The 26,792-nt window shown below is 56.1% G+C and carries 19 protein-coding genes; 9 read left to right on the top strand and 10 right to left on the bottom strand.

Annotated features, from left to right (window positions below; genetic code table 11):
* Positions 1-38 precede the first annotated feature (38 nt).
* The gene (gene gltD / locus FZF21_RS19500) at positions 39-1,457 is read right to left on the bottom strand and encodes a glutamate synthase subunit GltD (protein ID WP_017382721.1); all 1,419 of its coding nucleotides are present in this window, start codon (positions 1,455-1,457) and stop codon (positions 39-41) included.
* 9 nt (positions 1,458-1,466) lie between these two features.
* Positions 1,467-5,927 carry a glutamate synthase large subunit gene (gene gltB, locus FZF21_RS19495; RefSeq protein ID WP_045334237.1) on the bottom strand — a complete coding sequence of 1,487 codons (4,461 nt, stop codon included), beginning with the start codon at positions 5,925-5,927 and terminating at the stop codon, positions 1,467-1,469.
* Between the two features lie 687 nt (positions 5,928-6,614).
* Here gltB and FZF21_RS19490 point away from each other — a divergent pair.
* Entirely contained in the window at positions 6,615-7,556 is a 942-nt protein-coding gene (locus tag FZF21_RS19490) for a TIGR01212 family radical SAM protein (RefSeq protein WP_109937898.1), read from the top strand.
* Here FZF21_RS19490 and FZF21_RS19485 read toward each other — a convergent pair.
* Entirely contained in the window at positions 7,536-9,038 is a 1,503-nt protein-coding gene (locus FZF21_RS19485) for a helicase HerA-like C-terminal domain-containing protein (protein WP_040118157.1), read from the bottom strand. The genes FZF21_RS19490 and FZF21_RS19485 overlap by 21 nt on opposite strands.
* Before the next feature lie 137 nt (positions 9,039-9,175).
* Between FZF21_RS19485 and FZF21_RS19480 the strand changes: the two genes are divergently transcribed.
* On the top strand, positions 9,176-10,822 hold the full coding sequence (locus FZF21_RS19480; protein WP_149121166.1) for a dihydroxyacetone kinase subunit DhaK: 1,647 nt from the start codon (positions 9,176-9,178) through the stop codon (positions 10,820-10,822).
* A gap of 92 nt (positions 10,823-10,914) precedes the next feature.
* Here the strand turns inward: FZF21_RS19480 and FZF21_RS19475 are convergent, their stop codons facing one another.
* Both FZF21_RS19475 and FZF21_RS19470 read right to left on the bottom strand, forming a co-directional pair.
* Positions 10,915-11,934, bottom strand: a complete 1,020-nt coding sequence (locus tag FZF21_RS19475) for an NAD(P)-dependent alcohol dehydrogenase (RefSeq protein ID WP_015571992.1) — start codon at positions 11,932-11,934, stop codon at positions 10,915-10,917.
* 83 nt (positions 11,935-12,017) lie between these two features.
* Positions 12,018-12,518, bottom strand: coding sequence for a GNAT family N-acetyltransferase (locus tag FZF21_RS19470; RefSeq protein WP_045141585.1), 501 nt, complete (start codon positions 12,516-12,518; stop codon positions 12,018-12,020).
* A 204-nt stretch (positions 12,519-12,722) separates the two neighbouring features.
* Here FZF21_RS19470 and FZF21_RS19465 point away from each other — a divergent pair, with 204 nt between their 5' ends.
* Complete coding sequence (locus FZF21_RS19465; RefSeq protein WP_149121167.1) at positions 12,723-13,577, top strand: DUF3289 family protein; 855 nt, start codon at positions 12,723-12,725, stop codon at positions 13,575-13,577.
* Entirely contained in the window at positions 13,577-14,101 is a 525-nt protein-coding gene (locus tag FZF21_RS19460; RefSeq protein WP_045141583.1) for a DUF943 family protein, read from the top strand. Before FZF21_RS19465 ends, FZF21_RS19460 begins: the two co-directional genes overlap by 1 nt.
* A 39-nt stretch (positions 14,102-14,140) precedes the next feature.
* Here FZF21_RS19460 and FZF21_RS19455 read toward each other — a convergent pair whose 3' ends face one another.
* From FZF21_RS19455 to pepA, 3 genes are all read right to left on the bottom strand, one after another.
* Positions 14,141-16,996: a valine--tRNA ligase gene (locus FZF21_RS19455; RefSeq protein WP_017382726.1), complete on the bottom strand. Its 2,856-nt coding sequence runs from the start codon at positions 16,994-16,996 to the stop codon at positions 14,141-14,143.
* Positions 16,996-17,439, bottom strand: a complete 444-nt coding sequence (gene holC / locus FZF21_RS19450) for a DNA polymerase III subunit chi (protein ID WP_003861884.1) — start codon at positions 17,437-17,439, stop codon at positions 16,996-16,998. Before holC ends, FZF21_RS19455 begins: the two co-directional genes overlap by 1 nt.
* 118 nt (positions 17,440-17,557) lie before the next feature.
* A complete protein-coding gene (pepA, locus tag FZF21_RS19445) occupies positions 17,558-19,069 on the bottom strand; it encodes a leucyl aminopeptidase (RefSeq protein WP_003861882.1) in 1,512 nt (503 codons plus the stop codon).
* A gap of 265 nt (positions 19,070-19,334) precedes the next feature.
* Between pepA and lptF the strand changes: the two genes are divergently transcribed.
* The 5 genes from lptF to mtgA all read left to right on the top strand — a co-directional run bounded on the left by lptF (position 19,335) and on the right by mtgA (position 25,596).
* On the top strand, positions 19,335-20,435 hold the full coding sequence (gene lptF, locus FZF21_RS19440) for an LPS export ABC transporter permease LptF (protein WP_003861881.1): 1,101 nt from the start codon (positions 19,335-19,337) through the stop codon (positions 20,433-20,435).
* Positions 20,435-21,517, top strand: coding sequence for an LPS export ABC transporter permease LptG (gene lptG, locus FZF21_RS19435; protein WP_001147540.1), 1,083 nt, complete (start codon positions 20,435-20,437; stop codon positions 21,515-21,517). Before lptF ends, lptG begins: the two co-directional genes overlap by 1 nt.
* Positions 21,518-21,654: 137 nt before the next feature.
* Positions 21,655-23,988, top strand: a complete 2,334-nt coding sequence (gene arcB, locus FZF21_RS19430) for an aerobic respiration two-component sensor histidine kinase ArcB (protein ID WP_017382727.1) — start codon at positions 21,655-21,657, stop codon at positions 23,986-23,988.
* A gap of 232 nt (positions 23,989-24,220) precedes the next feature.
* Positions 24,221-24,874, top strand: coding sequence for an isoprenoid biosynthesis glyoxalase ElbB (gene elbB, locus FZF21_RS19425; protein WP_015571987.1), 654 nt, complete (start codon positions 24,221-24,223; stop codon positions 24,872-24,874).
* The gene (gene mtgA, locus FZF21_RS19420; RefSeq protein WP_047738184.1) at positions 24,871-25,596 is read left to right on the top strand and encodes a monofunctional biosynthetic peptidoglycan transglycosylase; all 726 of its coding nucleotides are present in this window, start codon (positions 24,871-24,873) and stop codon (positions 25,594-25,596) included. The genes elbB and mtgA overlap by 4 nt, the downstream gene beginning before the upstream one ends.
* 38 nt (positions 25,597-25,634) lie before the next feature.
* Here mtgA and npr read toward each other — a convergent pair whose 3' ends face one another.
* The gene (gene npr / locus FZF21_RS19415) at positions 25,635-25,907 is read right to left on the bottom strand and encodes a PTS phosphocarrier protein NPr (protein ID WP_003861872.1); all 273 of its coding nucleotides are present in this window, start codon (positions 25,905-25,907) and stop codon (positions 25,635-25,637) included.
* Complete coding sequence (gene rapZ, locus FZF21_RS19410; RefSeq protein ID WP_003861870.1) at positions 25,904-26,758, bottom strand: RNase adapter RapZ; 855 nt, start codon at positions 26,756-26,758, stop codon at positions 25,904-25,906. The genes npr and rapZ overlap by 4 nt, the downstream gene beginning before the upstream one ends.
* Between the last annotated feature and the right edge of the window lie 34 nt (positions 26,759-26,792).

Genomic DNA, 26,792 nt, shown 5'->3' with positions numbered 1-26,792 from the left:
CGTTCCGCTTTATGCTTCTGCCGGGGAGTCAGAGGGGCTTACACTTCCAGGAAGTTCATGATCCCGTCAGCCGCTTTACGGCCTTCGGCAATCGCCGTGACCACCAGGTCAGAGCCGCGAACGATGTCGCCACCGGCGAAGATTTTCGGGTTGCTGGTCTGGAACGCGTTATCGCTGCCTTCTGGCGCAATGATGCGGCCTTGAGAGTCCAGCTCTACGCTGTGCTTCGCCAGCCACTCCATGCTGTGAGGACGGAAACCAAACGCCATCACCACGGCGTCAGCCGGGATCACGTGTTCAGAACCGGCCACGATCTCCGCGCGACGACGGCCTTTCGCATCTGGCGCACCCATCTCCGTGCGCGCCATCTTCACGCCGCTCACTTTACCGTTGGCATTCACTTCAATACCCAGAGGCTGGATGTTGAACTGGAACTCGACGCCCTCTTCACGTGCGTTTTTCACTTCGCGCTTAGAGCCCGGCATGTTCTCTTCGTCACGACGGTAGGCACAGATGACATGCGCCGCATTCTGGCGAATGGAGGTACGCACGCAGTCCATCGCGGTATCACCGCCGCCCAGCACCACCACGCGTTTGCCTTCCATGCTGACGAACGGCTCATCGGCGGTCTCGCCGTAGCCCATTAGCTGTTTGGTATTCGCAATCAGGAACGGCAGCGCGTCGTACACGCCTGGCGCATCTTCGTTCTCCAGACCACCGCGCATGGACTGATAAGTGCCTACGCCCAGGAACACGGCGTCGTAATCTTTCAGCAGGTCGTCGAGCTGCACGTCGCGGCCCACTTCGGTGTTGAGTTTGAACTCAATGCCCATGCCGGTGAAGATTTCGCGGCGGCGGGTCATCACCTCTTTCTCCAGCTTGAAGGCCGGGATACCGAAGGTCAGCAGGCCGCCAATCTCCGGGTGGCGATCAAAGACCACCGCCTTCACGCCGTTACGGGTCAGCACGTCCGCACAGGCCAGGCCTGCCGGGCCCGCGCCGATAATCGCTACGCGCTTGTCGGTTTGACGCACACCGGTCATATCCGGGCGCCAGCCCATCTCGAACGCTTTATCGTTGATATAGCGTTCGATGTTGCCGATGGTTACCGCGCCAAACTCGTCGTTCAGCGTACAGGAGCCTTCACACAGACGATCCTGAGGGCACACGCGGCCGCACACTTCCGGCAGGGTGTTGGTCTGATGAGACAGCTCGGCGGCTTCAAAAATACGCCCTTCGTTGGCCAGCTTCAGCCAGTTCGGGATGTAGTTATGGACCGGACACTTCCATTCGCAGTAAGGGTTACCGCAGGACAGGCAGCGGTCTGCCTGTGCTTTGGCCTGGCCTTCTGAAAACGGCTCATAGATTTCAACAAATTCAATTTTACGGATCTTCAGCGGTTTCTTTGGCGGATCAACACGCTGAAGGTCGATAAACTGGTAAACGTTCTGGCTCATCTGAATTCCTTACTGCGCCTGCACGCGCAGCTCTGCTGCGCTACGACTACGGTGACCCAACAGGGCTTTAACATCGCTGGACTTCGGCTTCACCAGCGCGAATTTCGCAGAGAACGCCGGCCAGTTGGCCAGGATCTCTTCGCCGCGCGAAGAACCGGTATGCTGCACGTGTTCGGTAATTAAACCGCGCAGGTGTTCTTCGTGGATGGCCAGCGTATCAACGTCCAGCACTTCCACCAGCTCCGGGTTCACGCGTTTGCGGAACTCACCGTCTTCATCCAGGACGTAGGCAAAACCGCCCGTCATGCCCGCGCCAAAGTTCACGCCGGTTTTACCCAGGACGCACACAATTCCGCCCGTCATGTATTCACAGCCGTTATCGCCGATGCCTTCCACCACGGTGATGGCGCCGGAGTTACGCACCGCAAAACGTTCGCCCGCACGGCCCGCGGCAAACAGACGACCGCCGGTTGCGCCGTACAGACAGGTATTGCCGATGATGCTCGCTTCATGGCTGCGGAAGGCTGAACCAACCGGAGGACGCACCGCCAGCAGACCGCCCGCCATGCCTTTTCCGACGTAGTCGTTGGCATCGCCGGTCAGGTATAACTCAACTCCGCCTGCGTTCCACACGCCGAAGCTCTGACCCGCGGTACCGCTGAAGTGCGCGGTAATCGGATCCGACGCCAGACCCTGGTCACCGTGCGTTTGCGCGATGTAACCGGAGAGGGACGCACCCACGGAACGGTCGGTGTTGCGGATATCAAACCAGAACGTTTTGCTCTGCTTCTCATCCACATACGGCTTCGCCTGTTGCAGCAGCTGTGCGTTCAGCACGCCGTTGTCGAACGGCGGGTTGTTCTCGGTACAGTAAACCGCTTTGCCAGGATGCGGCTGAGCGGTTTCCAGCAGCTTAGACAGCTCCAGCTTCTGCTGCTTGGCCGTGAAGCCCTCAAGCTCTTTCAGCAGGTCGGTACGGCCAATCAGGTCTACCAGACGCTTCACGCCCAGCTGCGCCATCAGCTCGCGGGTTTCACGGGCGATGAAGTCAAAGTAGTTGGTCACTTTGAACGGCAGGCCGTGGTAGTGATTTTTACGCAGCTTTTCGTCCTGGGTAGCAACGCCCGTTGCACAGTTGTTCAGGTGGCAAATACGCAGGTATTTACAGCCGAGCGCAACCATCGGGCCGGTACCAAAGCCGAAGCTTTCCGCTCCCAGAATCGCCGCTTTGATGATGTCGAGGCCGGTTTTCAGTCCGCCGTCCACCTGCAAACGGATCTTGTGACGCAGGCCGTTAGCGACCAGCGCCTGCTGGGTTTCCACCAGGCCAAGCTCCCACGGACAACCCGCGTATTTCACGGAGGAGAGCGGGCTTGCGCCGGTGCCGCCGTCGTAACCGGCGATGGTGATCAGATCCGCATAGGCTTTCGCCACGCCGGTGGCAATGGTGCCAACGCCCGGTTCGGAAACCAGCTTCACGGAGATCATCGCTTTCGGGTTGACCTGTTTCAGGTCGAAAATCAGCTGCGCCAGATCCTCGATAGAGTAGATATCGTGGTGCGGCGGCGGGGAGATCAGCGTCACGCCCGGCACTGAATAGCGAAGCTTAGCGATGTATGGGGTGACTTTATCACCCGGCAGCTGACCGCCTTCACCCGGTTTCGCACCCTGCGCGACTTTAATCTGAATCACGTCGGCGTTAACCAGGTACGCAGGCGTTACGCCAAAGCGACCAGACGCCACCTGCTTAATACGGGACACTTTATTGGTGCCATAGCGGGCCGGATCTTCACCGCCTTCGCCGGAGTTGGAGTTGCCGCCGATGCTGTTCATGGCTTCCGCCAGCGCTTCGTGGGCTTCCGGGCTCAGCGCGCCGATAGACATCGCCGCGGTGTCGAAACGTTTGAACAGCTCAGACGCGGGTTCAACCTCGTCAATGCTGACCGCTTCATCACCTGGATTGAGGGCAATGAGATCGCGCAGCGTCGCTGCCGGACGGTTGTTCACCAGCTCTGCATACTGCTGATAATCGCTGTACTCGCCGCTCTGCACCGCCTGTTGCAGCGTGCGCACCACGTCCGGGTTATAAGCGTGATACTCACCCCCGTGGACATATTTCAGCAGGCCGCCCTGTTCCAGAGGCTTACGTGCCAGCCAGGCGCGTTTCGACAGGTTCACCAGATCCTGCTGGAAGTCAGCAAAACCGGCGCCGCCGATACGGCTGATCACGCCCTGGAAGCAGAGGTTGGCGACGTCGTCATGCAGGCCGACCGCTTCAAACAGCTTCGAGCAGCGGTAAGATGCGATGGTCGAGATGCCCATTTTGGACATGATTTTGTACAGACCTTTGTTGATGCCGTTACGGTAGTTCAGCATCACGGCGCGGTAGTCTTTGTCGATCGCGCGGGTATCTACCAGGCGGGCCAGCGTTTCGTAGGCCAGGTACGGGTAGATCGCCGTCGCACCGAAGCCTAAGAGCACGGCAAAGTGGTGCGGATCGCGGGCGCTCGCGGTTTCAACAATGATGTTGGCATCGCAGCGCAGGCTCTTGTCGACCAGACGCGTCTGGATAGCCCCCACCGCCATTGGCGCAGGCACCGGCAGTCGGTTTTTCGCGATGTTGCGATCAGACAGCACCAGCAGAACGGTGCCGTTACGCACCATTTGCTCGGCTTTATCGCACAGCGCGTTCACCGTCTCTTCGAGGCTCGTTTCGGTCACGTCGAAGGTGATATCGAGCGTGTCGGCGCGATAGTGCTCCTCGGTCATGGTGGTGAGCTGTTTGAAATCGGAGTACAGCAGGATCGGTGATTTAAAGGTCAGACGGTGCGCCTGGCCTTCAGCTTCACAGAAGACGTTCATCTCACGGCCGATGCTGGTGGCCAGCGACATGACGTGGGCTTCGCGCAGCGGATCGATTGGCGGGTTAGTGACCTGCGCAAACTGCTGACGGAAGTAGTCATAAATAATGCGTGGCTGGCTGGAGAGCACGGCAAACGGGGTATCGTCACCCATTGAGCCGACCGCTTCCTGGCCGTTTTCACCGAGCACGCGGATAACCGAGTCCAGCTCTTCCGCGCTGTAGTTAAACTGCTTCTGGAAGCTCGCGAGGGTGTCATCGTCCAGCTCGCGGCTGCCCACTTCTTCGTCCGACAGATCTTCAAACGGCACCAGACGACGCACGTTTTTCTCCATCCACTCTTTGTACGGATGGCGGCTCTTCAGATCGTTGTCGGTTTCGGCGGAATGCAGAATACGCCCACCGCGGGTGTCGATCACCATCAGCTCGCCCGGTCCGACGCGGCCTTTCTCGACCACTTCGTCTGGCTGGTAATCCCAGATCCCGACTTCAGAGGCACAGGTGATGAGCTTGTCTTTGGTAATAACGTAGCGCGCCGGACGCAGACCATTACGGTCCAGGTTACAGGCGGCAAAACGACCGTCGGACATAACGATGCCCGCCGGGCCGTCCCACGGCTCCATGTGCATGGAGTTAAAGTCGAAGAACGCGCGCAGCTCAGGGTCCATATCCGGGTTGTTCTGCCAGGCCGGTGGCACGAGCAGACGCATGGCGCGCACGATGTCCATCCCGCCCGCCAGCAGCAGTTCCAGCATGTTATCCATGGAGCTGGAGTCCGAGCCGGTTTCGTTCACGAACGGCGCGGCATCGTGCAGGTCCGGGATCAGCGGCGTCTGGAATTTATAGGTACGGGCGCGGGCCCACTGGCGGTTGCCGGTGATGGTGTTGATCTCGCCGTTATGCGCCAGGTAGCGGAACGGCTGCGCCAGCGGCCAGCGTGGAACGGTGTTGGTGGAGAAGCGCTGGTGGAACAGGCAAATGGCCGATTCCAGACGCAGGTCCGCCAGGTCCAGGTAGAAGCGCGGCAGGTCAGCCGGCATACACAGACCTTTATAGATGTTCACAAGGTTAGAGAGGCTACAGACGTAGAACTCTTTATCATCCAGAAGACGTTTTTCAATGCGGCGGCGGGCGATAAACAGACGGCGTTCCATATCACGCGGACGCCAGCCCGCAGGCGCATTGACAAAAATCTGTTCAATACGAGGCAGCGAGGAGAGGGCGATTTCACCGAGCACCCCTTCGTTGGTTGGCACATCGCGCCAGCCGACGATCGACAGGGTTTCACGCTGAAGTTCTTCTTCAACGATGCGGCGTGAGGCGGCAGCTTTTTCAGGATCCTGATTCAGGAACAGCATACCGACAGCGTAGTTTTTGGCTAAACGCCAGCCGCGCTCTTCCGCTACGATACGGAAGAAACGATCCGGTTTTTGCAGCAGCAGGCCGCAACCGTCGCCGGTTTTACCATCGGCAAGGATGGCGCCACGGTGCTGCATACGGGCCAGTGCGTGAATAGCAGTACGCACTACCTTGTGGCTAGGTTCGCCTTCTATGTGGGCGATCAGGCCGAAACCACAGTTATCCTTCTCAAGGGATTTATCGTACAACATATCAGTGAACCTCCCCAGGCTCGTCGGGCTTCCCACTGAACTTTACCGTGGCGCACAGGCGCAGAAAGAGCATGGCGACGGGGTTAGCGTTTCATACGCGGACCTCGCATTCGCCCTCTTTTTCATCCTTTCGCGCAGGTAAACAAGTTTGAGGACTTGCTTCAGAGGGAATCTCAATTACTGCATAAATATGATGAGCAGGCCGCTCATCCAGAAAGCTTCCAGCGGATTTCCAACTTATCGGGAATTGGTACACAGGTCAAATGGCAATCTTATTTATACAAAAATGTGCTAAAGCGTAGTTATCTTTTTGTTTTTAATATGTATTTAACTATTTTTACAACCACTTAAAGCACCGGGGAGGTGCAGGGGAGTGTGATCTGACTCACTATATGAAAGCGGTATTATCGATGCAGCGTGCTGAAATGCAGATTTATAGCAGAATATTAATCTGGTGTTGCATTCAAACCCGCATAAAATCACTGTTTTTCAGTCCTGGCGCTATAAATGAAAAAAACCATCAGAACATAAGGAAAAGTAATTACGTACAGGGTGAATGAAATCTCGGTAATCGTGATTATTTATTCAAACAGATAAAGGCCGTCCAGGGCGATTGATCCAGGTCATCGCCGACAGAGGCTAAAAATGGCAGGCTTGTCCCCTTTCTTCGGGACGGTCTATCAGATTATGCAGTTACAAAAATTAGTCAATATGTTTGGTGGGGATCTTTTGCAGCGCTATGGGCAAAAGGTTCACAAACTGACGCTGCACGGCGGCTTTAGCTGCCCGAATCGCGATGGCACCATCGGGCGTGGTGGCTGCACTTTCTGTAACGTGGCCTCGTTTGCTGACGAGGCCCAGCAGCATAAATCTATCGCTGAACAGCTCGCCCATCAGGCGAGTCTGGTGAATCGCGCGAAGCAGTATCTGGCCTATTTCCAGGCCTACACCAGCACGTGGGCTGAGGTGCAGGTGCTGCGCTCGATGTATCAGCAGGCGGTTGCTCAAGCGAACATTGTCGGGCTGTGCGTGGGGACGCGTCCGGACTGCGTGCCGGAGGCCGTGCTGGATTTACTTAGTGAGTACAAAGAGAAGGGCTACGAGATCTGGCTGGAGCTGGGCTTGCAGACCGCGCATGACAAAACCCTGCACCGTATCAATCGCGGGCATGATTTCGCCTGCTACCAGCGCACCACGCGTCTCGCCCGTGAGCGTGGATTAAAAGTCTGCTCGCATCTGATTGTCGGCTTGCCAGGAGAAGGGCAGCAGCACGGGCTGGAAACGCTGGAAAAAGTCGTCGAGACCGGCGTGGATGGCATTAAGCTGCATCCGCTGCATATCGTGAAGGGCAGCATAATGGCGAAAGCCTGGGAAGCGGGGCGGTTAAGTGGTATCGAACTCGACGACTATACGGTGACGGCGGGGGAGATGATTCGCCACACGCCTCCGGAGATTGTTTACCACCGCATCTCGGCCAGCGCCCGCCGCCCAACGCTTCTGGCACCGCTCTGGTGTGAGAACCGCTGGACGGGGATGCTGGAAATCGACCGCTATCTACAGGAGAACGGCGTACAGGGGTCGGCGCTTGGCTGCCCGTGGGTTCCCCCGCTACCGGCGACGGCCGCCTAGCAGACTTCCCAGCATGCCGCGTACTATCTGGTTGGTAATCTGACGCGTCGCGCTTTTTGCCATGGTCTGAACCACGCCATCGCGTTTGCCGCCGCGTGGCCCGGTGCTGCCGAACAGAATATCTTTCAGCCCGCCGAGAATGCCGTCGTCCACGGCAACAGATTGCCCTTTTGCGGCAGGGGCATCCTGCGATTCGGCAGTCGCCTGCACCCCTTTTTGCAGCATCTCGAACGCGGATTCGCGATCCACCTCGTCTTCATACTTCCCGTACACCGGGGAGTGGTTGATCAGGCCGTTGCGTTCATCGTCCGTTACCGGCCCCATGCGCGAGCAGGGCGCAATCACCATCGCACGCTCGACAACTGTCGGGCTGCCTTTTGCATCGAGGAACGAAATCAGCGCTTCACCGGTGCCCAGCGCCTGAATGGCGGTTTCGGTATCAAAGGCCGGATTGGCGCGCATGGTTTGCGCCGCGGCTTTCACCGCTTTCTGATCTTTCGGCGTAAAGGCGCGCAGGGCGTGCTGCACGCGGTTACCCAGTTGCCCCAGTACGTTGTCCGGAATATCCGACGGGTTTTGCGACACAAACCAGACCCCGACGCCTTTGGAGCGGATCAGGCGGATAACCTGTTCAATTTTATCCAGCAACACCTGCGGCGCGTCGTTAAACAACAGGTGCGCTTCGTCAAAGAAGAACACCAGTTTGGGTTTTTCCAGATCGCCTGCTTCTGGCAGTTGTTCGTACAGTTCAGAGAGCATCCACAGCAGGCTGGCGGCGTAAAGCTTCGGCATCTGGTAGAGCTTCTCTGCGCTCAGAATGTTGATAATGCCTTTGCCGCTGCTGTCGGTACGCATCCAGTCTTTGATATCCAGCATTGGCTCGCCGAAGAAGTGTTCGGCCCCCTGTTGCTCCAGCGTTAGGAGCCCGCGCTGAATGGCGCCCACCGAGGCGCTGCTGATATTGCCGTACTGGTTCTGGAAGGATTTGGCGTTATCGCCAATGTACTGGGTGATGGCGCGCAGATCTTTGAAGTCGAGCAGCAGTAGCCCCTGATCGTCGGCGATACGGAAGATAATGTTCAGTACCCCGGACTGCACGTCGTTGAGGTTAAGCAGACGGGCCAGCAGCAGCGGGCCGAGGTCGGAGACGGTGGCACGCACCGGATGGCCTTTTTCGCCGAAGATATCCCAGGCCACCACCGGATTACCGTGCGGCGTCCAGTCCGTGATGCCGATATTTTTCAGGCGCTCGAGGAGTTTTTCTGACGCTGCACCTTCCTGAGCCACCCCGGTTAAATCGCCCTTCACGTCAGCCATAAAAACCGGCACGCCAGTCTCTGACAACGACTCAGCCAGCTTTTGCAGGGTGACGGTTTTTCCCGTCCCGGTCGCGCCGGTGATCAGGCCATGACGGTTCGCCATCGCGGGCAGTAAAAACAGCTCTTTTTCCAGCGTCCTGGCGATTAACAATGGTGTACTCATGATGCACGTCCTCTCGTAGTCCTGGGTGGAGTATAGGCAACCTGACGGCAAAATGTCTGCGTAAATTCCTCACTTTGCGGCGCATTATCCAGTGCGGACTATGCTTTTGCATACGGTAAACAAAATTTTGGGAAACTATGTCCAGATTCTTTTTTAACGACCGCAAACAGCTTGTCAACGATGCCATTGAAGGCATACTTCTCTCCGCGCCGCACGGTAATCTCGTCAAACTGGATATCGATCCGGCCATCCGCGTGGTGGCTCGCGGCGACTGGGATAAAAGCCGCGTGGCGGTGATCTCCGGTGGCGGCTCCGGCCATGAACCAGCACATGCCGGGTTCGTCGGTAAAGGCATGCTTACCGCAGCGGTGTGTGGCGATCTGTTCGCTTCCCCAAGCGTCGATGCGGTCCTCAATGCCATTGTGGCGGTGACGGGCGATCGTGGCTGCCTGCTGATTGTGAAAAACTACACCGGTGACCGGCTTAACTTTGGCCTGGCGGCGGAAAAAGCCAAACGCTACGGCCTGAAGGTCGAGATGGTTATCGTGGCGGATGATATCGCCCTACCGGATAACAAGCAGCCGCGTGGTATCGCGGGAACGGCGCTGGTGCATAAGATTGCGGGATATGCGGCAGAACAGGGGAAATCGCTAAACGACGTGCGGGATATTGCGCAACAGGCCTGCGATAACCTCTGGAGCCTGGGGGTTGCGATGCAAACCTGTAACCTGCCGGGTAGCGATGATGAAGAAGGACGCATCAGGCAAGGCCACGTGGAGCTGGGGCTGGGGATTCACGGCGAGCCGGGGGCATCGGTGGTGGATACGCAGAACAGCAGGGCGATTATCGATACGCTGGTGATGCCGCTAAAAGCCCAGGCGGGTGACGGGCGCTTTGCGGTGCTGATCAACAACCTCGGCGGCGTGTCAGCGCTGGAGATGGTTCTGCTCACCAAAGAGCTGGCGCATTCGGCGTTGAAAGAGAACATTGCGTATCTGATTGGCCCGGCGCCGCTGGTGAGTGCTCTGGATATGAAAGGCTTTTCGCTAACGCTGTTAAAGCTCAACGATTTCTTCGAGAAGGCGATTCACGCCGAGGTCGAGACGCTGGGCTGGCAGAAGCCCGTCGCGTTCGCGCCCCTGCGTACCGTCCCCCATAGCGCCCTTCATGATCGCGTGGAATATACCCCGTCGGACAATCCGCAGGTGAGCGAGGCCGTCGCCTCGGTAACGAAAACATTGATCCAGCTGGAAAATCGCCTTAACGCGCTGGATGCCAAAGTAGGCGATGGCGATACGGGCTCCACCTTTGCGCAAGGGGCGCGGGATATTGCGCAGCGACTTGAGGAGAACAACCTGCCCCTTAACGACGTGCCGACATTACTCCTGCTGGTTGGCGAGCGGCTGGCAACGGTAATGGGCGGATCGAGCGGCGTATTGATGTCGATCTTCTTCACTGCGGCAGGACAAAAGCTTCACGATGGACAGTCGCTACCTGAAGCATTGCTGAGCGGACTGGCGCAGATGAAGCAGTATGGCGGTGCAGATCTCGGCGATCGTACGCTGATCGATGCCCTGCAACCGGCGCTGGAGGCGTTACAGAAAGGCAATATTCAGGCGGCAGCGCAGGCCGCGCAGCAAGGGGCTGAAGCAACGGCGAAAATGGCGAAAGCCGGCGCGGGACGCTCGTCGTACGTGAATAAAGAGAATCTGGACGGGGTGATGGATCCGGGGGCGGTCGCGGTGGCGGAAGTGTTTAAGACCATGGTAGATGCAAAACGGTAACAACCGTTACCGTTTTTAGTGTTTGCGCCCTCTCCCTGTGGGAGAGGGTTGGGGTGAGGGCATCAGGCCGCACATTCCCCGGCAATCTCACATCAGAAATCCGCTTTCAACACCACGCGGTAGCGGGCTTTGCCGTCGCGCACGTGCTGGATCGCTTCGTTGATTTTTGACATCGGATACAGCTCGGTGGTTGGCGCCACTTTTGTGCGTCCGGCAAACTTCATCAGCTTGCGTAACTCATATGGTGTGCCGGTAGCAGAGCCGGATATGCTGCGATCGCCGCCGATCAGGGTAAACGCCGGAACCGGCAGCGGCTTCATCACCGCACCCACGGTGTGGAAGTTACCGCCGTAGGCCAGGGCTTCAAAGTACGGCTGCCAGTCGAGATCGACGTTGACGGTGTTGATGATCAGGTCAAACTGGCCTGCCAGAGCGGTGAGCGCCTGGGGATCGCGACTGTTCACCACTTTATCCGCACCCATGGCCAGCACTTCCTGCTCTTTCGCCGGGTTAGAGCTGAACGCCGTCACTTCACAGCCCATCGCGTGCAGCAGCTTGATGGCGATATGGCCCAGACCGCCAATCCCGATCACGCCCACGCGGCTGGTGGCGGTGACGTGATGCATCAGCAGCGGTTTAAAGACGGTGATACCGCCACACAGCAGCGGACCGGCGGATTCGATATCAATGCTGTCCGGCAGCGGGATAACCCATTGCCAGTCGGCGCGCAGCTTATCGGCGAAACCGCCCTTGTTCAGGATGGTCGGCGTAGCGCCCTCAAGGCAGTTGATCTGATTGCCGCTGATACAGGCGTCGCAGTGGCCGCAGCTGCGTGCCGTCCAGCCGATACCCACGCGCTGGCCCACTTTCAGCCCTTTGTCCTGCGCGGCGCTGCCGAGCGCCACGACGCGGCCAATGACTTCGTGCCCGGCCACCAGCGGATAGCTGGAGAAGCCCCATTCATTGTCGATCATCGAGAGATCTGAGTGGCAGATCCCGCAGTAATCAACCTGTACTTCGACGTCTTCCGCTTTTAGTTCGCCCGCATCGTACTCGTACAGCTCAAGTTCTGCACCCGCCTGCGGTGCGGCGTAGCTTTTTATCTTCGACATCGCATTTCCCCTGTTTTGGTGTGAACTGTGAGTGTAGAGCATTCAGTTTACAGACGCTTAACAGAAGACGGCAGGAACAAAACTTACAGATTTTTCAGCATCCTGACTTCGCAGTCCACGTGGCCCGTGCAGCCCAGTGGCGCATCGATATGCTCAAAGCCGAGATGTTCATACAGGCCAATGGCCTCTTTAAGGAAAGCGGTGGTTTCAAGGTAGCAACGTTTAAAGCCCTGTGAGCGTGCATGTTCCAGGGCGACCAGCGCCAGCTTTTTCGCCAGGCCTTGTCCGCGTATCGTTGGCAGGAAATACATTTTCTGGAGTTCACAGATATCCGGCTCGCTGCAAAGCAGTGGGGCAATGCCGCCGCCGCCCACGACCTGGCCGTCCTGCTCGATGACCCAGTAGGCATGACCCGGCTGGCTGTACAGCTGAAAAAGTTCGTCCAGATTTGGGTCGGCCACGGTGTAGCCTTTGTCGGCGGTCAGGCCATATTCGGCAGAAACCGTGCGGATAACGGCGGCGATAGCCGGGTTGTCGCTGGCGGATATCCGGCGGAGTGTAGGGAGGGACTGCGTGGAGCTCATTTTGTTACTCAATCAATAAAAATTCATCATAGTGATATTTGATACCACCCTCTTTACAATCATGCAAGGCAGAGATAATGACAGGGAAGAATTTTCATCATCCACATGGTGTTTATACCATTTCGCTCATGTTCTCTTTTTCAAAGTTATATTATTTTCTGTTGTTGTGAAGTGCGCTGTTATTATTTATCAGGATGATGAATTATGAATATAGATACGCTTTTATCAATGTCTTTGCCGTGTGAAGTTTTTTCCACGTTCCACCGTTTTGAAAACTATTATGTAGATGATATGCAGTGTGGAGATTTAGTCGATAGGGATTTCCAGTTATTAGGACTTGAGGACATTTCTGCGCGGGTAGACCCGTTCAGGTGTTTGCAATTCAATGCGAATAATTTCTATAGTCCTCGGGTGGCGGACTTCGGCCTACGGAAACCGCAGGGTGTGTCACTTAGCCGTCAGCGCTGCGCTGAGATTATGTTTGATGAGATGATAGAACTCTCGACACAATTTGCTCACGGGCCATACGCCCCGCTTATAGGTGAGTTGATTAATCATTTTCATTACGGTAATGGAGGATCATGGCACAGTGAGCGTCTGAGTAGAGCATATGCAGAAGTGATTAGAGGTACAGAAACAAATCATTTGTTGCATTGCATTCAGACGGAGATAAATGAACGTTTCTATCTGAAACAGCAGATAGGGATTGACTTTAATTTTCTTACGGCTTTAAGCGGACACATCACTAGAAACGTCAGGCTGCCAAAATTTAACCGTTTCATCGATAGGTTTAATGGGTTGGGAATAAGCGTACATGATATTTATGCCCAGAAGGTCAGCCTGGAAAGTTTCCATCGCAATGCTGTAACCTGGGAGGGGGTGCTGTTATTTACCGGACAGGATCATTTTGGTCTTGGGACGGAAGATATTACAAATGACTTCTATAAGAACTTTCGCTTCTTCCGCATTTGGTTTTTTTTGCAACGACATCGCGATTATGCATTTAAACCCTTCATGACAAATTTTAGAGCTTATATTCATATAAACGGTGGCGTTTGATGCTGAATCATCGGAAACGTAAAGCGGCTTTTCTTAGCCTGGTGCTGTTGATAACCTGCTATTTACTCTGGACTCAACGACCAGTGACTATCATCCGCGCCGGTAGCCATGCTGAGTATGATCCCGGATTTGTCCTCAAGGAGTTTGCCAGCAAAGACAGAAAATTTGAGGCCTATGGAATCCTGGTAGACCATCTGGCTTTAACGGAGTGGGGACGTATTCATTGGTATCTGGATCATAAAGAAGAACTGAAAAACCTTTATCACATACCATCATCCGATGGCTATAACATTACCTTTTGGGATATCGGTGATGGCTTTACTGATTTTGCAAGCTCAGGGGATGGCGATATGTATTGCCTGCCTCCGATAAAGGAAACAGAAAAACATTGTGTTGAGAAAAATATGCTTATGAGCGTGGATTATGAGCAAGGTTACTATGAAAAATTCTCCTTCAGCAAGAGTGAGTATTACTGGATAACCATGCCGGACGGGAAGTTGGTGCGAATAAAAAATGCGTTATAAAAGAAAACACCGGAGAGAGTCTCCGGTGTTTTCATGATATTACAGCGCCGCGATAACCGCCTGCTGCTCGATCAGTTTGGTCTTCGCATCGGCGAAGGCAACCAGACGCTCACGCTCTTTGGCGATGACCGCTTCCGGCGCGCGGGCCACAAAGCCCTCGTTCGCCAGTTTGCTTTCGATTTTGCCAATTTCCACGTCGACTTTCGCCACTTCTTTCGCCAGACGCGCCAGCTCCGCATCTTTGTCGATCAGGCCCGCCATCGGGATCAGCAGCTCCGCGCCGTCGATGATTTTGGTCACGGAAACCGGACCTTTGTCATCGGCAGGCAGCACGGTGATGCTTTCCAGACGCGCCATGGTTTTCAGGAAGGTGTTGTTCTCGGTGACGCGACGAACGGCAGCTTCGCTGCAACCGCGCAGCAGCAGCTCCAGTGGTTTACCCGGAGCGATGTTCATTTCCGCGCGGATGTTACGTACCGCAACGATCGCCTGCTTCAGCCACTCGGTATCCGCAGATGCGGCTTCATCCACTTTCGCGGCGTCGAATGCCGGGAACGGCTGGAGCATGATGGTATCGGCATTAATACCGGCAATCACCTTCACGCGCTGCCAGATGGTTTCGGTGATGAATGGAATGATCGGGTGCGCAAGGCGCAGCAGACCTTCCAGAACGGTAATCAGCGTATTACGCGTGCCGCGCAGTTCCGCTTCAGAACCGCCGTTCATGACCGGCTTCGCCAGCTCCAGATACCAGTCACAGAACTGGTTCCAGGTGAATTCGTACAGGATGCCTGCCGCGATGTCGAAGCGGTAGCTGTCCAGCGCGTCGCGGAACGCTTTCACTGTCTGGTTAAATTCCGCCAGGATCCAGCGGTCTGCCAGAGACAGGGTCATTTCGCCGCCGTTAAAGCCGCAATCCTGATCTTCGGTGTTCATCAGCACGAAGCGGCTGGCGTTCCACAGCTTGTTACAGAAGTTACGGTAACCTTCCAGACGCTTCATATCCCAGTTGATGTCACGACCGGTGGAGGCCAGCGCCGCCAGGGTGAAGCGCAGGGCGTCGGTACCGTGAGATTCGATCCCGTTCGGGAACTGCTTCTCGGTACGCTTGCGGATTTTCTCTGCCAGCTGCGGCTGCATCATGTTGCCGGTACGTTTTTCCAGCAGCTCTTCCAGAGAGATACCGTCCACCATATCCAGCGGGTCGATAACGTTACCCTTGGATTTGGACATCTTCTGGCCTTCGTCGTCGCGGATCAGGCCGGTCATGTAGACGGTATGGAACGGAACCTGCGGCTTGCCGTCTTCGTCTTTGATGAAGTGCATGGTCATCATGATCATGCGGGCGATCCAGAAGAAGATGATGTCGAAGCCGGATACCATCACGCTGGTTGGATGGAACTGACGCAGCGCGTCGGTGTTTTCCGGCCAGCCGAGGGTAGAGAAGGTCCACAGTGCGGAGGAGAACCAGGTATCCAGCACGTCTTCGTCCTGGCGCAGGGCAACGTCAGCGCCCAGGTTGTTTTCCTGACGCACTTCCTCTTCGGTGCGGCCAACGTAGACATTGCCTTCGTTGTCGTACCACGCCGGGATACGGTGACCCCACCACAGCTGACGGGAAATACACCAGTCCTGAATATCGCGCATCCAGGAGAAGTACATGTTTTCGTACTGCTTCGGCACGAACTGGATGCTGCCGTTCTCAACCGCTTCAACAGCCGGTTTCGCCAGCACGTCGGCACGCACGTACCACTGGTCGGTCAGCATTGGCTCGATAACCACGCCGCCACGGTCGCCGTACGGCACGGTCAGATCGTGAGGTTTAATCTCTTCCAGCAGGCCGAGTGCGTCAACGGCGGCTACGATGGCTTTACGCGCGGCAAAGCGCTCCAGCTTCTGGAACTCAGCCGGGATGTCGCTGGAATAAACGTCGGATTCGTTGCCTTTGGTGTCATACACTTCTGCGCTTTCGCGGATATCGCCGTCGAAGGTCAGAATGTTGATCATCGGAAGTTGATGACGACGACCGACTTCATAGTCGTTGAAGTCATGCGCCGGGGTGATTTTCACGCAGCCGGTGCCTTTTTCCATGTCGGCGTGTTCGTCGCCCACAATCGGAATACGGCGGTTCACCAGCGGCAGCACCACGAATTTGCCGATCAGATCTTTATAACGCGGATCTTCCGGGTTAACGGCCACGCCGGTATCGCCCAGCAGGGTTTCCGGACGGGTGGTCGCCACCACCAGGTAATCTTTACCGTCGGCGGTTTTTGCGCCGTCAGCCAGCGGATAGCGGATGTGCCACATGGAGCCTTTAGACTCGCGGTTTTCCACTTCCAGGTCAGAGATGGCGGTGCGCAGTTTCGGGTCCCAGTTGACCAGGCGCTTGCCACGATAAATCAGGTCTTCTTTGTACAGGCGCACAAAGACTTCTTTCACGGCGTTGGACAGGCCTTCATCCATGGTGAAGCGCTCGCGCTCCCAGTCTACGGAGTTGCCGAGACGGCGCATCTGACGGGTAATGGTGCCGCCGGATTCTGCCTTCCACTGCCAGATTTTGTCGATGAACGCGTCGCGACCGTAGTCGTGGCGGGTTTTACCCTCTTCAGCGGCAATTTTACGCTCAACCACCATCTGGGTCGCGATACCCGCGTGGTCAGTCCCCGCCTGCCACAGGGTATTTTTGCCCTGCATGCGCTGGTAGCGGATCATGGTATCCATGATGGTCTGCTGGAAAGCATGCCCCATATGCAAACTGCCGGTGACGTTCGGCGGCGGGATCATGATGCAGAAGGACTCTTTGCTTTCGTCGCCGTTAGGCTTGAAATAGCCCTGCTGTTCCCAGTGCTCGTAAAGCGGCTGTTCGATATCGCGTGGGTTATATGTCTTTTCCATTATTTCCAGGTTGCCGTATTCAGGTTAAAACCGGCCAGGCGGTACGCTTTGTAGCGTTCGCGCGCCAGTTGTTTCAAAGATTCTTCGTAAGGGACAAAGTCTACCACTTCTGTGAAAGCGGTGGCAAAATCTGCAAAGTCTGTCCGCAGGCTAATGAGAATGTCGCGCGCGCTGCTGTTGCGTTTTTGCGGCCAGGCAATCTCCACCGGTGCCCCGCCGCGTGGACCTTCGCCCGACAGGTTATGCGGAACAAAACTCTCCGGCGGGCGCGCCCATAGCGCTTCATCCAGGCGAATCGCCTGCTGCTCATCTTCACAGGCAATCAGGACGCGTTTACCTGCGCGCCAACGTTCTGCGGCAATTTCACACACCAGCTGTTCAACGGCGCTGAGGCCATCCTGATGGGTGTCATTGTCCAGAAGGTAGAACGTTGCATTCTTCATATATGGGGCTTCTTGTCGTGGATTTAAATGCAAAGCCGGGTGGCGCTTCGCTTACCCGGCCTACGGTTGAGTGATGCTGTAGGCCGGGTAAGGCGAAGCCGCCACCCGGCGTTTTTCATCACTCGTCGCCGTTAAAACCCGCACGATTGAGCAGGAACTGCGACAGCAGCGCCACCGGACGTCCGGTCGCGCCTTTGGCTTTACCGGAGCGCCATGCGGTCCCCGCGATGTCCAGGTGCGCCCAGTTGTACTTGCGGGTAAAGCGCGCCAGGAAGCAGCCCGCGGTAATAGCTCCGCCAGGACGACCGCCGATGTTCGCCATGTCTGCGAAGTTAGACTCCAGCTGTTCCTGGAACTCGTCCCCCAGCGGCAGACGCCACGCGCGGTCGCCGGCCTGCTCGGACGCGCCGATCAGCTCATGCGCCAGCGGGTTGTGGTTCGACATCAGGCCGGTGATGTGATGGCCCAGCGCGATCACGCAGGCGCCGGTCAGGGTAGCCACGTCGATAACCGCTTCAGGTTCGAAACGCTCAACGTAGGTCAGCACGTCACACAGCACCAGACGGCCTTCGGCGTCGGTGTTCAGCACCTCAACGGTCTGGCCGGACATGGTGGTCAGCACATCACCCGGACGATAAGCGCGGCCGCCAGGCATGTTTTCGCAGCCCGCCAGCACGCCGATCACGTTGATGGGCAACTGAAGTTCCGCGACCATGCGCATGACGCCGTAAACCGCCGCCGCGCCGCACATGTCGTACTTCATCTCATCCATGCCTTCTGAAGGCTTGATGGAGATACCGCCGGAGTCGAAGGTCAGCCCTTTACCGACGAGCACGATGGGTCGCGCATCTTCTGACGGATTGCCCTTGTACTCAATGACCGACATCAGGGATTCGTTCTGGGAGCCGTTACCGACCGCCAGATAAGAGTGCATCCCCAGCTCTTTCATCTGCTGTTCGCCGATAACGCGGGTGATGACGTTCTTGCTGTACGCGTCAGCCAGCTGGCGCGCCTGAGATGCCAGGTACGCGGCGTTACAGATGTTTGGCGGCATATTGCCAAGATCTTTTGCCGCTTTAATACCGGCGGCAATGGCCAGACCGTGCTGAATGGCGCGCTCGCCGCTGGTCAGCTCGCGACGGGTTGGCACGTTAAAGACCATTTTACGCAGCGGGCGACGCGGCTCGCTTTTGGTGGTTTTCAGCTGATCAAAGCTGTAGAGGCTCTCTTTTGCGGTTTCGACGGCCTGGCGCACTTTCCAGTACGTGTTGCGGCCCTTAACGTGCAGCTCCGTCAGGAAGCAGACGGCTTCCATCGAACCAGTATCATTCAGTGTATTAATGGTTTTCTGAATAACCTGCTTGTACTGGCGCTCATCAAGCTCACGTTCTTTACCACAGCCAATCAGCAGAATACGCTCGGACAGGACGTTCGGAACATGGTGCAGCAACAAGGTCTGCCCTGGTTTGCCTTCCAGTTCGCCACGGCGCAGCAGGGCGCTGATATAACCGTCGCTGATTTTATCGAGTTGCTCGGCGATCGGGGAGAGTCGGCGTGGTTCAAAGACGCCCACAACGATGCAGGCACTCCGCTGTTTCTCCGGGCTACCGCTTTTTACACTGAACTCCATGCACTACGCTCCTGAATCTTAAAGACAACGGCGGCGGCTACGGATAGAATTGAAACCTTTCGTAACTCATGTCCGCCGTTGTGGTGACTTCGTGTTAATCTTACGTTACTACGGTTTCGACACGTCAATAAATGTCATGAAGCGCGAATCCGCCGGGTTTTTTAATCTTAGCGATGATTTCGACGACTCAAGAGAATAAATGACGTTTAAGCCATGAAACAAGCTAAATTCCTGCATAAGACGAGTTTTAACGGGCGTATTTAAAGTGATAATCATAAGATATCTGGTTCGGGAGACGCTGAAGAGCCAACTGGCGATCCTCTTTATCCTCCTTCTGATCTTTTTCTGTCAGAAGCTGGTCAGGATCCTCGGCGCGGCGGTTGATGGCGAAATCCCAACGAATCTGGTGCTTTCCCTGCTCGGGCTTGGCGTGCCGGAAATGGCGCAGCTTATCCTGCCGTTAAGCCTGTTCCTTGGTCTGCTGATGACCCTGGGTAAGCTCTATACCGAAAGTGAAATCACCGTGATGCATGCCTGCGGCCTCAGTAAAGCCGTACTGGTAAAAGCAGCCATGGTGCTGGCGCTGTTTACGGGCATTGTTGCCGCGGTTAACGTCATGTGGGCGGGGCCGACCTCCTCTCGTCATCAGGATGAGGTGCTGGCGGAAGCAAAAGCTAACCCGGGGCTGGCGGCGCTGGCGCAGGGGCAGTTCCAGCAGGCGACCGACGGTAACTCCGTGCTGTTTATCGAAAGCGTCGATGGCAACCGCTTCAATGACGTGTTTCTTGCTCAACTGCGCCCGAAAGGTAACGCCCGGCCTTCTGTGGTGGTGGCGGACTCCGGTCAGCTGTCTCAGCGTAAAGACGGCTCTCAGGTTGTCACGCTGAACAAAGGAACGCGTTTCGAAGGCACGGCTATGCTGCGCGACTTCCGTATTACCGATTTTCAGAACTACCAGGCCATCATTGGCCATCAGGCCGTCGCGCTCGATCCCACGGATACTGAGCAGATGGATATGCGCACCTTAATGAATACCGATACCGATCGTGCGCGTGCTGAACTGCACTGGCGTATCACGCTGGTCTTCACCGTATTTATGATGGCGCTGATGGTGGTTCCGCTGAGCGTGGTAAACCCGCGCCAGGGCCGCGTGCTGTCGATGCTGCCAGCGATGCTGCTGTATCTGGTGTTCTTCCTGCTGCAAACCTCAATCAAGTCTAACGGCGGGAAAGGAAAAATTGACCCGATGATCTGGACCTGGGTCGTGAATGGTTTGTATCTGCTGCTGGCAGTCGGACTCAACTTGTGGGACACGGTGCCTGTGCGTCGTCTTCGTGCCCGGTTTACGCGTAAAGGAGCCATCTAATGCAGGCGTTTGGCGTACTTGACCGCTATATCGGTAAAACGATTTTCACCACCATCATGATGACCCTGTTCATGCTGGTGTCGCTCTCGGGCATTATCAAATTTGTAGACCAGTTGAAAAAAGCCGGGCAGGGGAGTTACGACGCGTTGGGCGCCGGGATGTATACCCTGCTCAGCGTACCAAAAGATGTGCAGATCTTCTTCCCGATGGCGGCCCTGTTGGGGGCGCTGCTGGGCCTGGGGATGCTGGCTCAGCGTAGCGAGCTGGTGGTTATGCAGGCATCGGGTTTTACCCGTATGCAGGTTGCGCTGTCGGTGATGAAAACCGCGATCCCGCTGGTGCTGTTGACCATGGCGATTGGCGAATGGGTCGCGCCGCAGGGCGAACAGATGGCGCGTAACTACCGTGCTCAGGCTATGTACGGCGGTTCACTGCTCTCCACGCAGCAGGGATTATGGGCGAAAGATGGTCAGAACTTTGTCTATATCGAACGCGTGAAAGGGGACGATGAACTGGGCGGCGTGAGTATCTATGCCTTCAATAACGATCGTCGTTTACAGTCGGTGCGTTATGCCGCCTCCGCTAAATTTGATGCGAACAACAAGCTTTGGCGGTTATCCCAGGTTGATGAATCTGACCTGACGAACCCGAAACAGATCACCGGTTCGCAGACCGTTAGCGGTACCTGGAAAACCAACCTGACGCCGGACAAGCTTGGGGTGGTAGCGCTCGATCCCGATGCGCTCTCCATCAGCGGTCTGCATAATTACGTGAAGTATCTGAAATCGAGCGGACAGGATGCGGGGCGTTACCAGCTCAACATGTGGAGCAAAATCTTCCAGCCGCTGTCCGTGGCCGTGATGATGCTGATGGCGCTATCGTTCATCTTTGGACCGCTGCGTAGCGTGCCAATGGGGGTTCGCGTGGTAACCGGTATCAGCTTTGGTTTTGTGTTCTACGTCCTCGATCAGATTTTCGGTCCGCTGACGCTGGTGTATGGCATTCCGCCAATTATCGGCGCACTGTTGCCGAGCGCCAGTTTCTTCCTGATCAGCCTCTGGATGCTGCTAAAACGCTCCTGATAAACCTTCTTCCTCGCTCCCGGTTGCCCGGGGGCGAGGCTAATCTCCTGTTTCACCCCGCACTTTTTCTCACAACCTTCAACGCCTCGCCGTGAATTTGAGTATTATTGAGCGATAAAGTCGTGAAGGGATCCTCTATGAAGCAAATTCGAATGCTGGCCCAGTACTACGTCGACCTGATGATGAAGCTCGGGCTGGTGCGTTTTTCCATGCTGCTGGCGCTGGCGCTGGTCGTTCTGGCCATCGTCGTGCAAATGGCCGTGACCATGGTTCTGCATGGTCAGGTCGAGAGCATCGACGTGATCCGCTCTATTTTCTTTGGCCTGCTGATTACCCCATGGGCGGTCTATTTTCTCTCCGTGGTGGTTGAGCAACTGGAAGAGTCCCGACAGCGTTTATCGAAACTGGTGGATAAGCTGGAAGAGATGCGCGAGCGCGATCTCAAACTCAACGTTCAGCTCAAGGACAACATTGCCCAGCTGAATCAGGAAATTTCAGACCGTGAGAAGGCGGAAGCCGAGCGTCAGACCACGCTTGAGCAGCTAAAAGTTGAGATGAAAGAGCGTGAAGTGACGCAGATCCAGCTTGAACAGCAATCCTCTTTCCTGCGCTCGTTCCTCGATGCGTCGCCGGATCTGGTGTTCTACCGTAATGAAGATAAAGAGTTCTCCGGCTGTAACCGGGCCATGGAACTGTTGACCGGGAAAAGCGAAAAGCAGCTGATCCACCTGAAACCTCAGGATGTCTATTCCGAAGAGGCGGCAGCAAAAGTGATGGAGACGGATGAAAAGGTCTTCCGCCATAACGTTTCGCTGACCTATGAGCAGTGGCTGGACTATCCTGACGGGCGCAAAGCCTGCTTTGAGATCCGCAAAGTGCCTTATTACGACCGGGTGGGGAAACGTCATGGTCTGATGGGCTTTGGCCGCGATATCACCGAGCGTAAGCGCTATCAGGATGCGCTGGAGCGCGCCAGCCGGGATAAAACCACCTTCATCTCCACCATCAGCCATGAACTGCGCACCCCGCTGAATGGCATTGTGGGGCTGAGCCGCATTCTGCTGGATACCGAGCTGACCAGCGAGCAGGAAAAATACCTGAAAACGATCCACGTCTCGGCGGTCACGCTGGGCAATATCTTCAATGATATTATCGACATGGATAAGATGGAACGCCGTAAAGTTCAGCTCGACAACCAGCCGGTTGATTTTACCGGTTTCCTCGCGGACCTGGAAAACCTGTCAGGTTTACAGGCTCAGCAAAAAGGGTTGAGCTTTGTGATGGAGCCAACGCTGCCGTTGCCGCATAAAGTGGTGACGGACGGCACACGTCTGCGGCAGATCCTGTGGAACCTCATCAGCAACGCCGTGAAGTTTACCCAGAAGGGGCAGGTTGCGGTGCGCATTCGCTATGACGAAGGCGACATGCTGCACTTTGAAGTTGAGGACTCGGGTATCGGCATTCCTCAAGAGGAACAGGATAAGATCTTCGCCATGTATTATCAGGTTAAAGACAGCCACGGCGGTAAACCGGCGACCGGTACGGGCATTGGACTGGCGGTGTCGAAACGTCTGGCGAAAAGTATGGGCGGGGATATCACCGTTGCCAGCCAGCCGGGTAAAGGCTCCACCTTTACGCTTACCGTCCACGCGCCTGCCGTGGCGGAAGAGGTGGAAGATACGTTTGAGAACGACGATATGCCGCTGCCAGCCCTGCACGTTCTGCTGGTGGAAGATATTGAGCTGAACGTCATTGTCGCTCGGTCGGTACTGGAAAAACTCGGTAACAGCGTGGATGTGGCGATGACCGGGAAAGCCGCGCTGGAGATGTTCACGCCGGGCGAGTATGACCTGGTGCTGCTCGATATTCAGCTACCGGACATGACCGGGCTGGATATCTCCCGCGAGCTGACGCGCAAATATGCTCCTGACGAGCTGCCGCCGCTGGTGGCGTTGACCGCAAACGTGTTGAAAGATAAAAAAGAGTATCTCGAGGCCGGTATGGACGATGTGCTCAGCAAGCCGCTGGCGGTACCCGCCCTGACGGCGATGATCAAGAAGTTCTGGGATACCTGTGATGAAGAGGAGAGCACCATGACGTCTGTTGATAGCGCTAAAGCCCAAACGATACTGGATACCGCCATGCTGGAGCAGTATATCGATCTGGTGGGACCAAAACTGATCACCGATGGCCTCGCCGTGTTCGAAAAAATGATGCCGGGCTATCTGAACGTGCTCGAATCCAACCTGACGGCGCGTGACCAGAAGGGCATCGTCGAAGAGGGACATAAAATCAAAGGCGCGGCAGGATCTGTCGGGTTACGCCATCTCCAGCAGCTGGGCCAACAGATTCAGTCTCCTGATTTACCTGCCTGGGAAGATAACGTAGGTGATTGGGTCGAAGAGATGAAACAAGAGTGGCAAAACGATGTGGCAGTGCTGAAAGCCTGGGTGGACGCCAGAAAAAAATGACCCCGGCTATACCGGGGTGCGCGAATACTGCGCCAACACCAGGGAAATCGTGGCTGCGCCTGATTTTTATGGGTTGTTTTCGCATGGACGCCGCCTGAAAATTGAGGCCGCACGCAGATAAGATAGCAAATCTTAAACAGTTTGTTACATGAATCAGTGAAATGTGTGAAGCATAGCGTTTTAATCAGAATTTTTAATGTGCTTCAGCGAGTTGCATAGAAGGATCGTCAGAATGAAAAAGATTGGTGTCGTGCTGAGCGGATGTGGTGTTTACGATGGTTCAGAGATACATGAAACCGTATTAACGCTGCTGGCATTATCGCGCCAGGGGGCAGACGTTATCTGCTTCGCCCCGGATAAAACCCAGGCAGACGTGATTAATCATCTCACCGGCGAGCCAATGGCGGAAAGCCGTAACGTGCTGATTGAAGCGGCGCGTATTGTGCGCGGCGATATTCACCCGCTGGCACAGGCCGATGCCGCTGAACTTGATGCGCTCATCGTGCCGGGCGGTTTTGGCGCGGCGAAAAACCTGAGCACGTTTGCAACGGAAGGCACGGCGTGTCATGTCGATCCCGATTTGAAAGCGCTATCGCTGGCGATGCATGCGGCAGGTAAGCCGCAGGGCTTTATCTGCATTGCGCCGGCCATGCTGCCGAAGATTTTTGATTTCCCGCTGCGGCTCACGATCGGAACCGACATTGATACCGCTGAGATTGTCGAGGATATGGGCGGCGAACACGTGCCATGTCCGGTAGACGACATTGTGGTGGACGAGGACAACAAGATCATCACCACGCCAGCGTATATGCTGGCGCAGAACATTGCCGAGGCTGCCGCAGGCATTGAAAAGCTGGTGGACAGAGTGCTGGTCCTGACCGAATGAGTCGTAAATTCTCCCCCGGCGGGTGGTTAAAACGGATCCTGCTGCGTATTGTGATGGTCCTGGCTGTGTTCTGGGGCGGCGGTATTGCGCTGTTCAGCATCCTGCCCGTCCCGTTCTCGGCCGTGATGGCAGAGCGGCAGATTAGCGCCTGGCTCTCTGGGGATTTTGGCTATGTTGCCCATTCTGACTGGGTCAGCATGGATGCAATCTCGCCGTGGATGGGGCTGGCGGTCATTGCGGCAGAAGATCAGAAATTCCCGGACCACTGGGGTTTTGACGTGGCGGCTATCGAGAAGGCGCTGGATCATAATGAACGTCATGAAAACCGCGTCCGCGGCGCATCGACGCTTTCTCAGCAAACGGTAAAAAACCTGTTCTTATGGGACGGTCGCAGCTGGGTGAGAAAAGGGCTGGAGGCCGGGCTGACGCTGGGCGTCGAGACGGTGTGGAGCAAAAAACGCATTTTAACCGTCTACCTGAATATCGCGGAATTTGGTGACGGCGTATTTGGTGTCGAAGCGGCATCGCAGCGCTATTTTGGCAAGCCCGCCAGCAGGCTGACTATGTCCGAAGCGGCACTGCTTGCCGCCGTGCTGCCGAACCCGCTGCGTTTTAAGGCCAGCGCCCCGTCAGGCTACGTGCGAAGCCGCCAGGCGTGGATTATGCGCCAGATGCGTCAGCTGGGTGGGGAAGGGTTTATGGAGCGAAATAATCTTATGTAGGGCGGGTAAGCGAGCGCTACCCGCCGACATGGCGAACGTTAGTCTTCGTCAAACCCGGCGTTAAACAGGGCAATCACTGCCGCCAGCGCTTCTTCTTCCTGCGGGCCGGTGGCTTCAACTTCAATCTGGCGGCCTTTGGCAGAATCCAGCATCAGCAGCGCAATTACGCTGTTGGCTTCTGCCTCGGTTCCCTCGTCGTTGCGCAGCAGCACCTCAGCATCAAAACCCTGCATCAGTTCAAACAGCTTCATCGCCGGGCGTGCATGCATGCCCAGCTTGTTGGTGATCTCGACGGTCTGTTTTACGGTCATGTTTTACGTTTTTCCAGCGTGCGATGACGGGACTGAACGTTCTTTCCGCGTGAGCGGAAGTAATCGGCCAGCTGTTCGGCAATGTAGACCGAACGATGTTTACCGCCGGTACAGCCAATCGCCACCGTCAGGTAGCTGCGATTGTTTGTTTCCAGCATAGGTAACCATAGCTCAAGGTAGCTTCGCGTCTGGTAGATAAAATTGTGTACTTCTGTGTGTCTGTCGAGGAACGCTGCCACCGGCTTATCCAGACCGGTCATCGGACGCAGTTTCGGATCCCAGTGTGGGTTCGGCAGGAAACGCACATCAAAAACGTAATCCGCATCGATAGGTATGCCGTGCTTAAAGCCGAAGGATTCAAACACCATCGTCAGTTCGCGCTCGCGCTTGCCGAGTAAGCGCGTACGCAGCATTTCCGCCAGCTCGTGGACGGACATTTCGGAGGTGTCGACAATCAGGTCGGCCCGGGAACGCAGCGGCTCAAGCAGATCGCTCTCTTTATCGATGGCGCTTTCCAGCGAAAGATTTTTACTGGAGAGCGGATGCAAACGACGTGTATCGCTGTAGCGACGGATCAGCGTGTTGCGGTCAGCGTCCAGGAACAAGAGCTGAGGCGAGAAGCATTCCGGCAGGCTGTTCATTGCCTGCTCGAAGATTTCCGGCGATTCCGGCATGTTACGCACGTCGATACTGACGGCGGCAGAGATTTGCCTGTCCGCCAGCGTCCGCGCCAGATCGGGTAACAACACTACCGGCAGGTTGTCTACACAGTAAAATCCCATGTCTTCCAGCGCGCGCAGGGCCACGGACTTCCCGGACCCCGAACGACCGCTGACGATCATCAGCACCATGTTCCGTTTCTCCTCAGGGCAGCCGTTCTGAAGG

Origin of the sequence: Enterobacter sp. LU1 (assembly GCF_008271405.2) — a bacterium.
GTDB lineage: Bacteria > Pseudomonadota > Gammaproteobacteria > Enterobacterales > Enterobacteriaceae > Enterobacter > Enterobacter hormaechei_C.
Note: the sequence above shows the minus strand (reverse complement) of the source record. Positions and strands in the feature narration are given on the sequence as shown.

Bases quoted from the DNA above. Each gene is read 5' to 3' on its own strand.
- FZF21_RS19455 (WP_017382726.1), bottom strand. From the start codon at position 16,996: ATGGAAAAGACATATAACCCACGCGATATCGAACAGCCGCTTTACGAG.
- FZF21_RS19485 (WP_040118157.1), bottom strand. From the start codon at position 9,038: ATGAGTACACCATTGTTAATCGCCAGGACGCTGGAAAAAGAGCTGTTT.
- npr (WP_003861872.1), bottom strand. From the start codon at position 25,907: ATGACCGTAAAACAGACCGTCGAGATCACCAACAAGCTGGGCATGCAT.
- FZF21_RS19470 (WP_045141585.1), bottom strand. From the start codon at position 12,518: ATGAGCTCCACGCAGTCCCTCCCTACACTCCGCCGGATATCCGCCAGC.
- rapZ (WP_003861870.1), bottom strand. From the start codon at position 26,758: ATGGTGCTGATGATCGTCAGCGGTCGTTCGGGGTCCGGGAAGTCCGTG.
- holC (WP_003861884.1), bottom strand. From the start codon at position 17,439: ATGAAGAATGCAACGTTCTACCTTCTGGACAATGACACCCATCAGGAT.
- FZF21_RS19480 (WP_149121166.1), top strand. From the start codon at position 9,176: ATGTCCAGATTCTTTTTTAACGACCGCAAACAGCTTGTCAACGATGCC.
- lptG (WP_001147540.1), top strand. From the start codon at position 20,435: ATGCAGGCGTTTGGCGTACTTGACCGCTATATCGGTAAAACGATTTTC.
- arcB (WP_017382727.1), top strand. From the start codon at position 21,655: ATGAAGCAAATTCGAATGCTGGCCCAGTACTACGTCGACCTGATGATG.
- gltB (WP_045334237.1), bottom strand. From the start codon at position 5,927: ATGTTGTACGATAAATCCCTTGAGAAGGATAACTGTGGTTTCGGCCTG.
- elbB (WP_015571987.1), top strand. From the start codon at position 24,221: ATGAAAAAGATTGGTGTCGTGCTGAGCGGATGTGGTGTTTACGATGGT.
- pepA (WP_003861882.1), bottom strand. From the start codon at position 19,069: ATGGAGTTCAGTGTAAAAAGCGGTAGCCCGGAGAAACAGCGGAGTGCC.
- gltD (WP_017382721.1), bottom strand. From the start codon at position 1,457: ATGAGCCAGAACGTTTACCAGTTTATCGACCTTCAGCGTGTTGATCCG.
- FZF21_RS19460 (WP_045141583.1), top strand. From the start codon at position 13,577: ATGCTGAATCATCGGAAACGTAAAGCGGCTTTTCTTAGCCTGGTGCTG.
- FZF21_RS19475 (WP_015571992.1), bottom strand. From the start codon at position 11,934: ATGTCGAAGATAAAAAGCTACGCCGCACCGCAGGCGGGTGCAGAACTT.
- mtgA (WP_047738184.1), top strand. From the start codon at position 24,871: ATGAGTCGTAAATTCTCCCCCGGCGGGTGGTTAAAACGGATCCTGCTG.
- FZF21_RS19490 (WP_109937898.1), top strand. From the start codon at position 6,615: ATGCAGTTACAAAAATTAGTCAATATGTTTGGTGGGGATCTTTTGCAG.
- FZF21_RS19465 (WP_149121167.1), top strand. From the start codon at position 12,723: ATGAATATAGATACGCTTTTATCAATGTCTTTGCCGTGTGAAGTTTTT.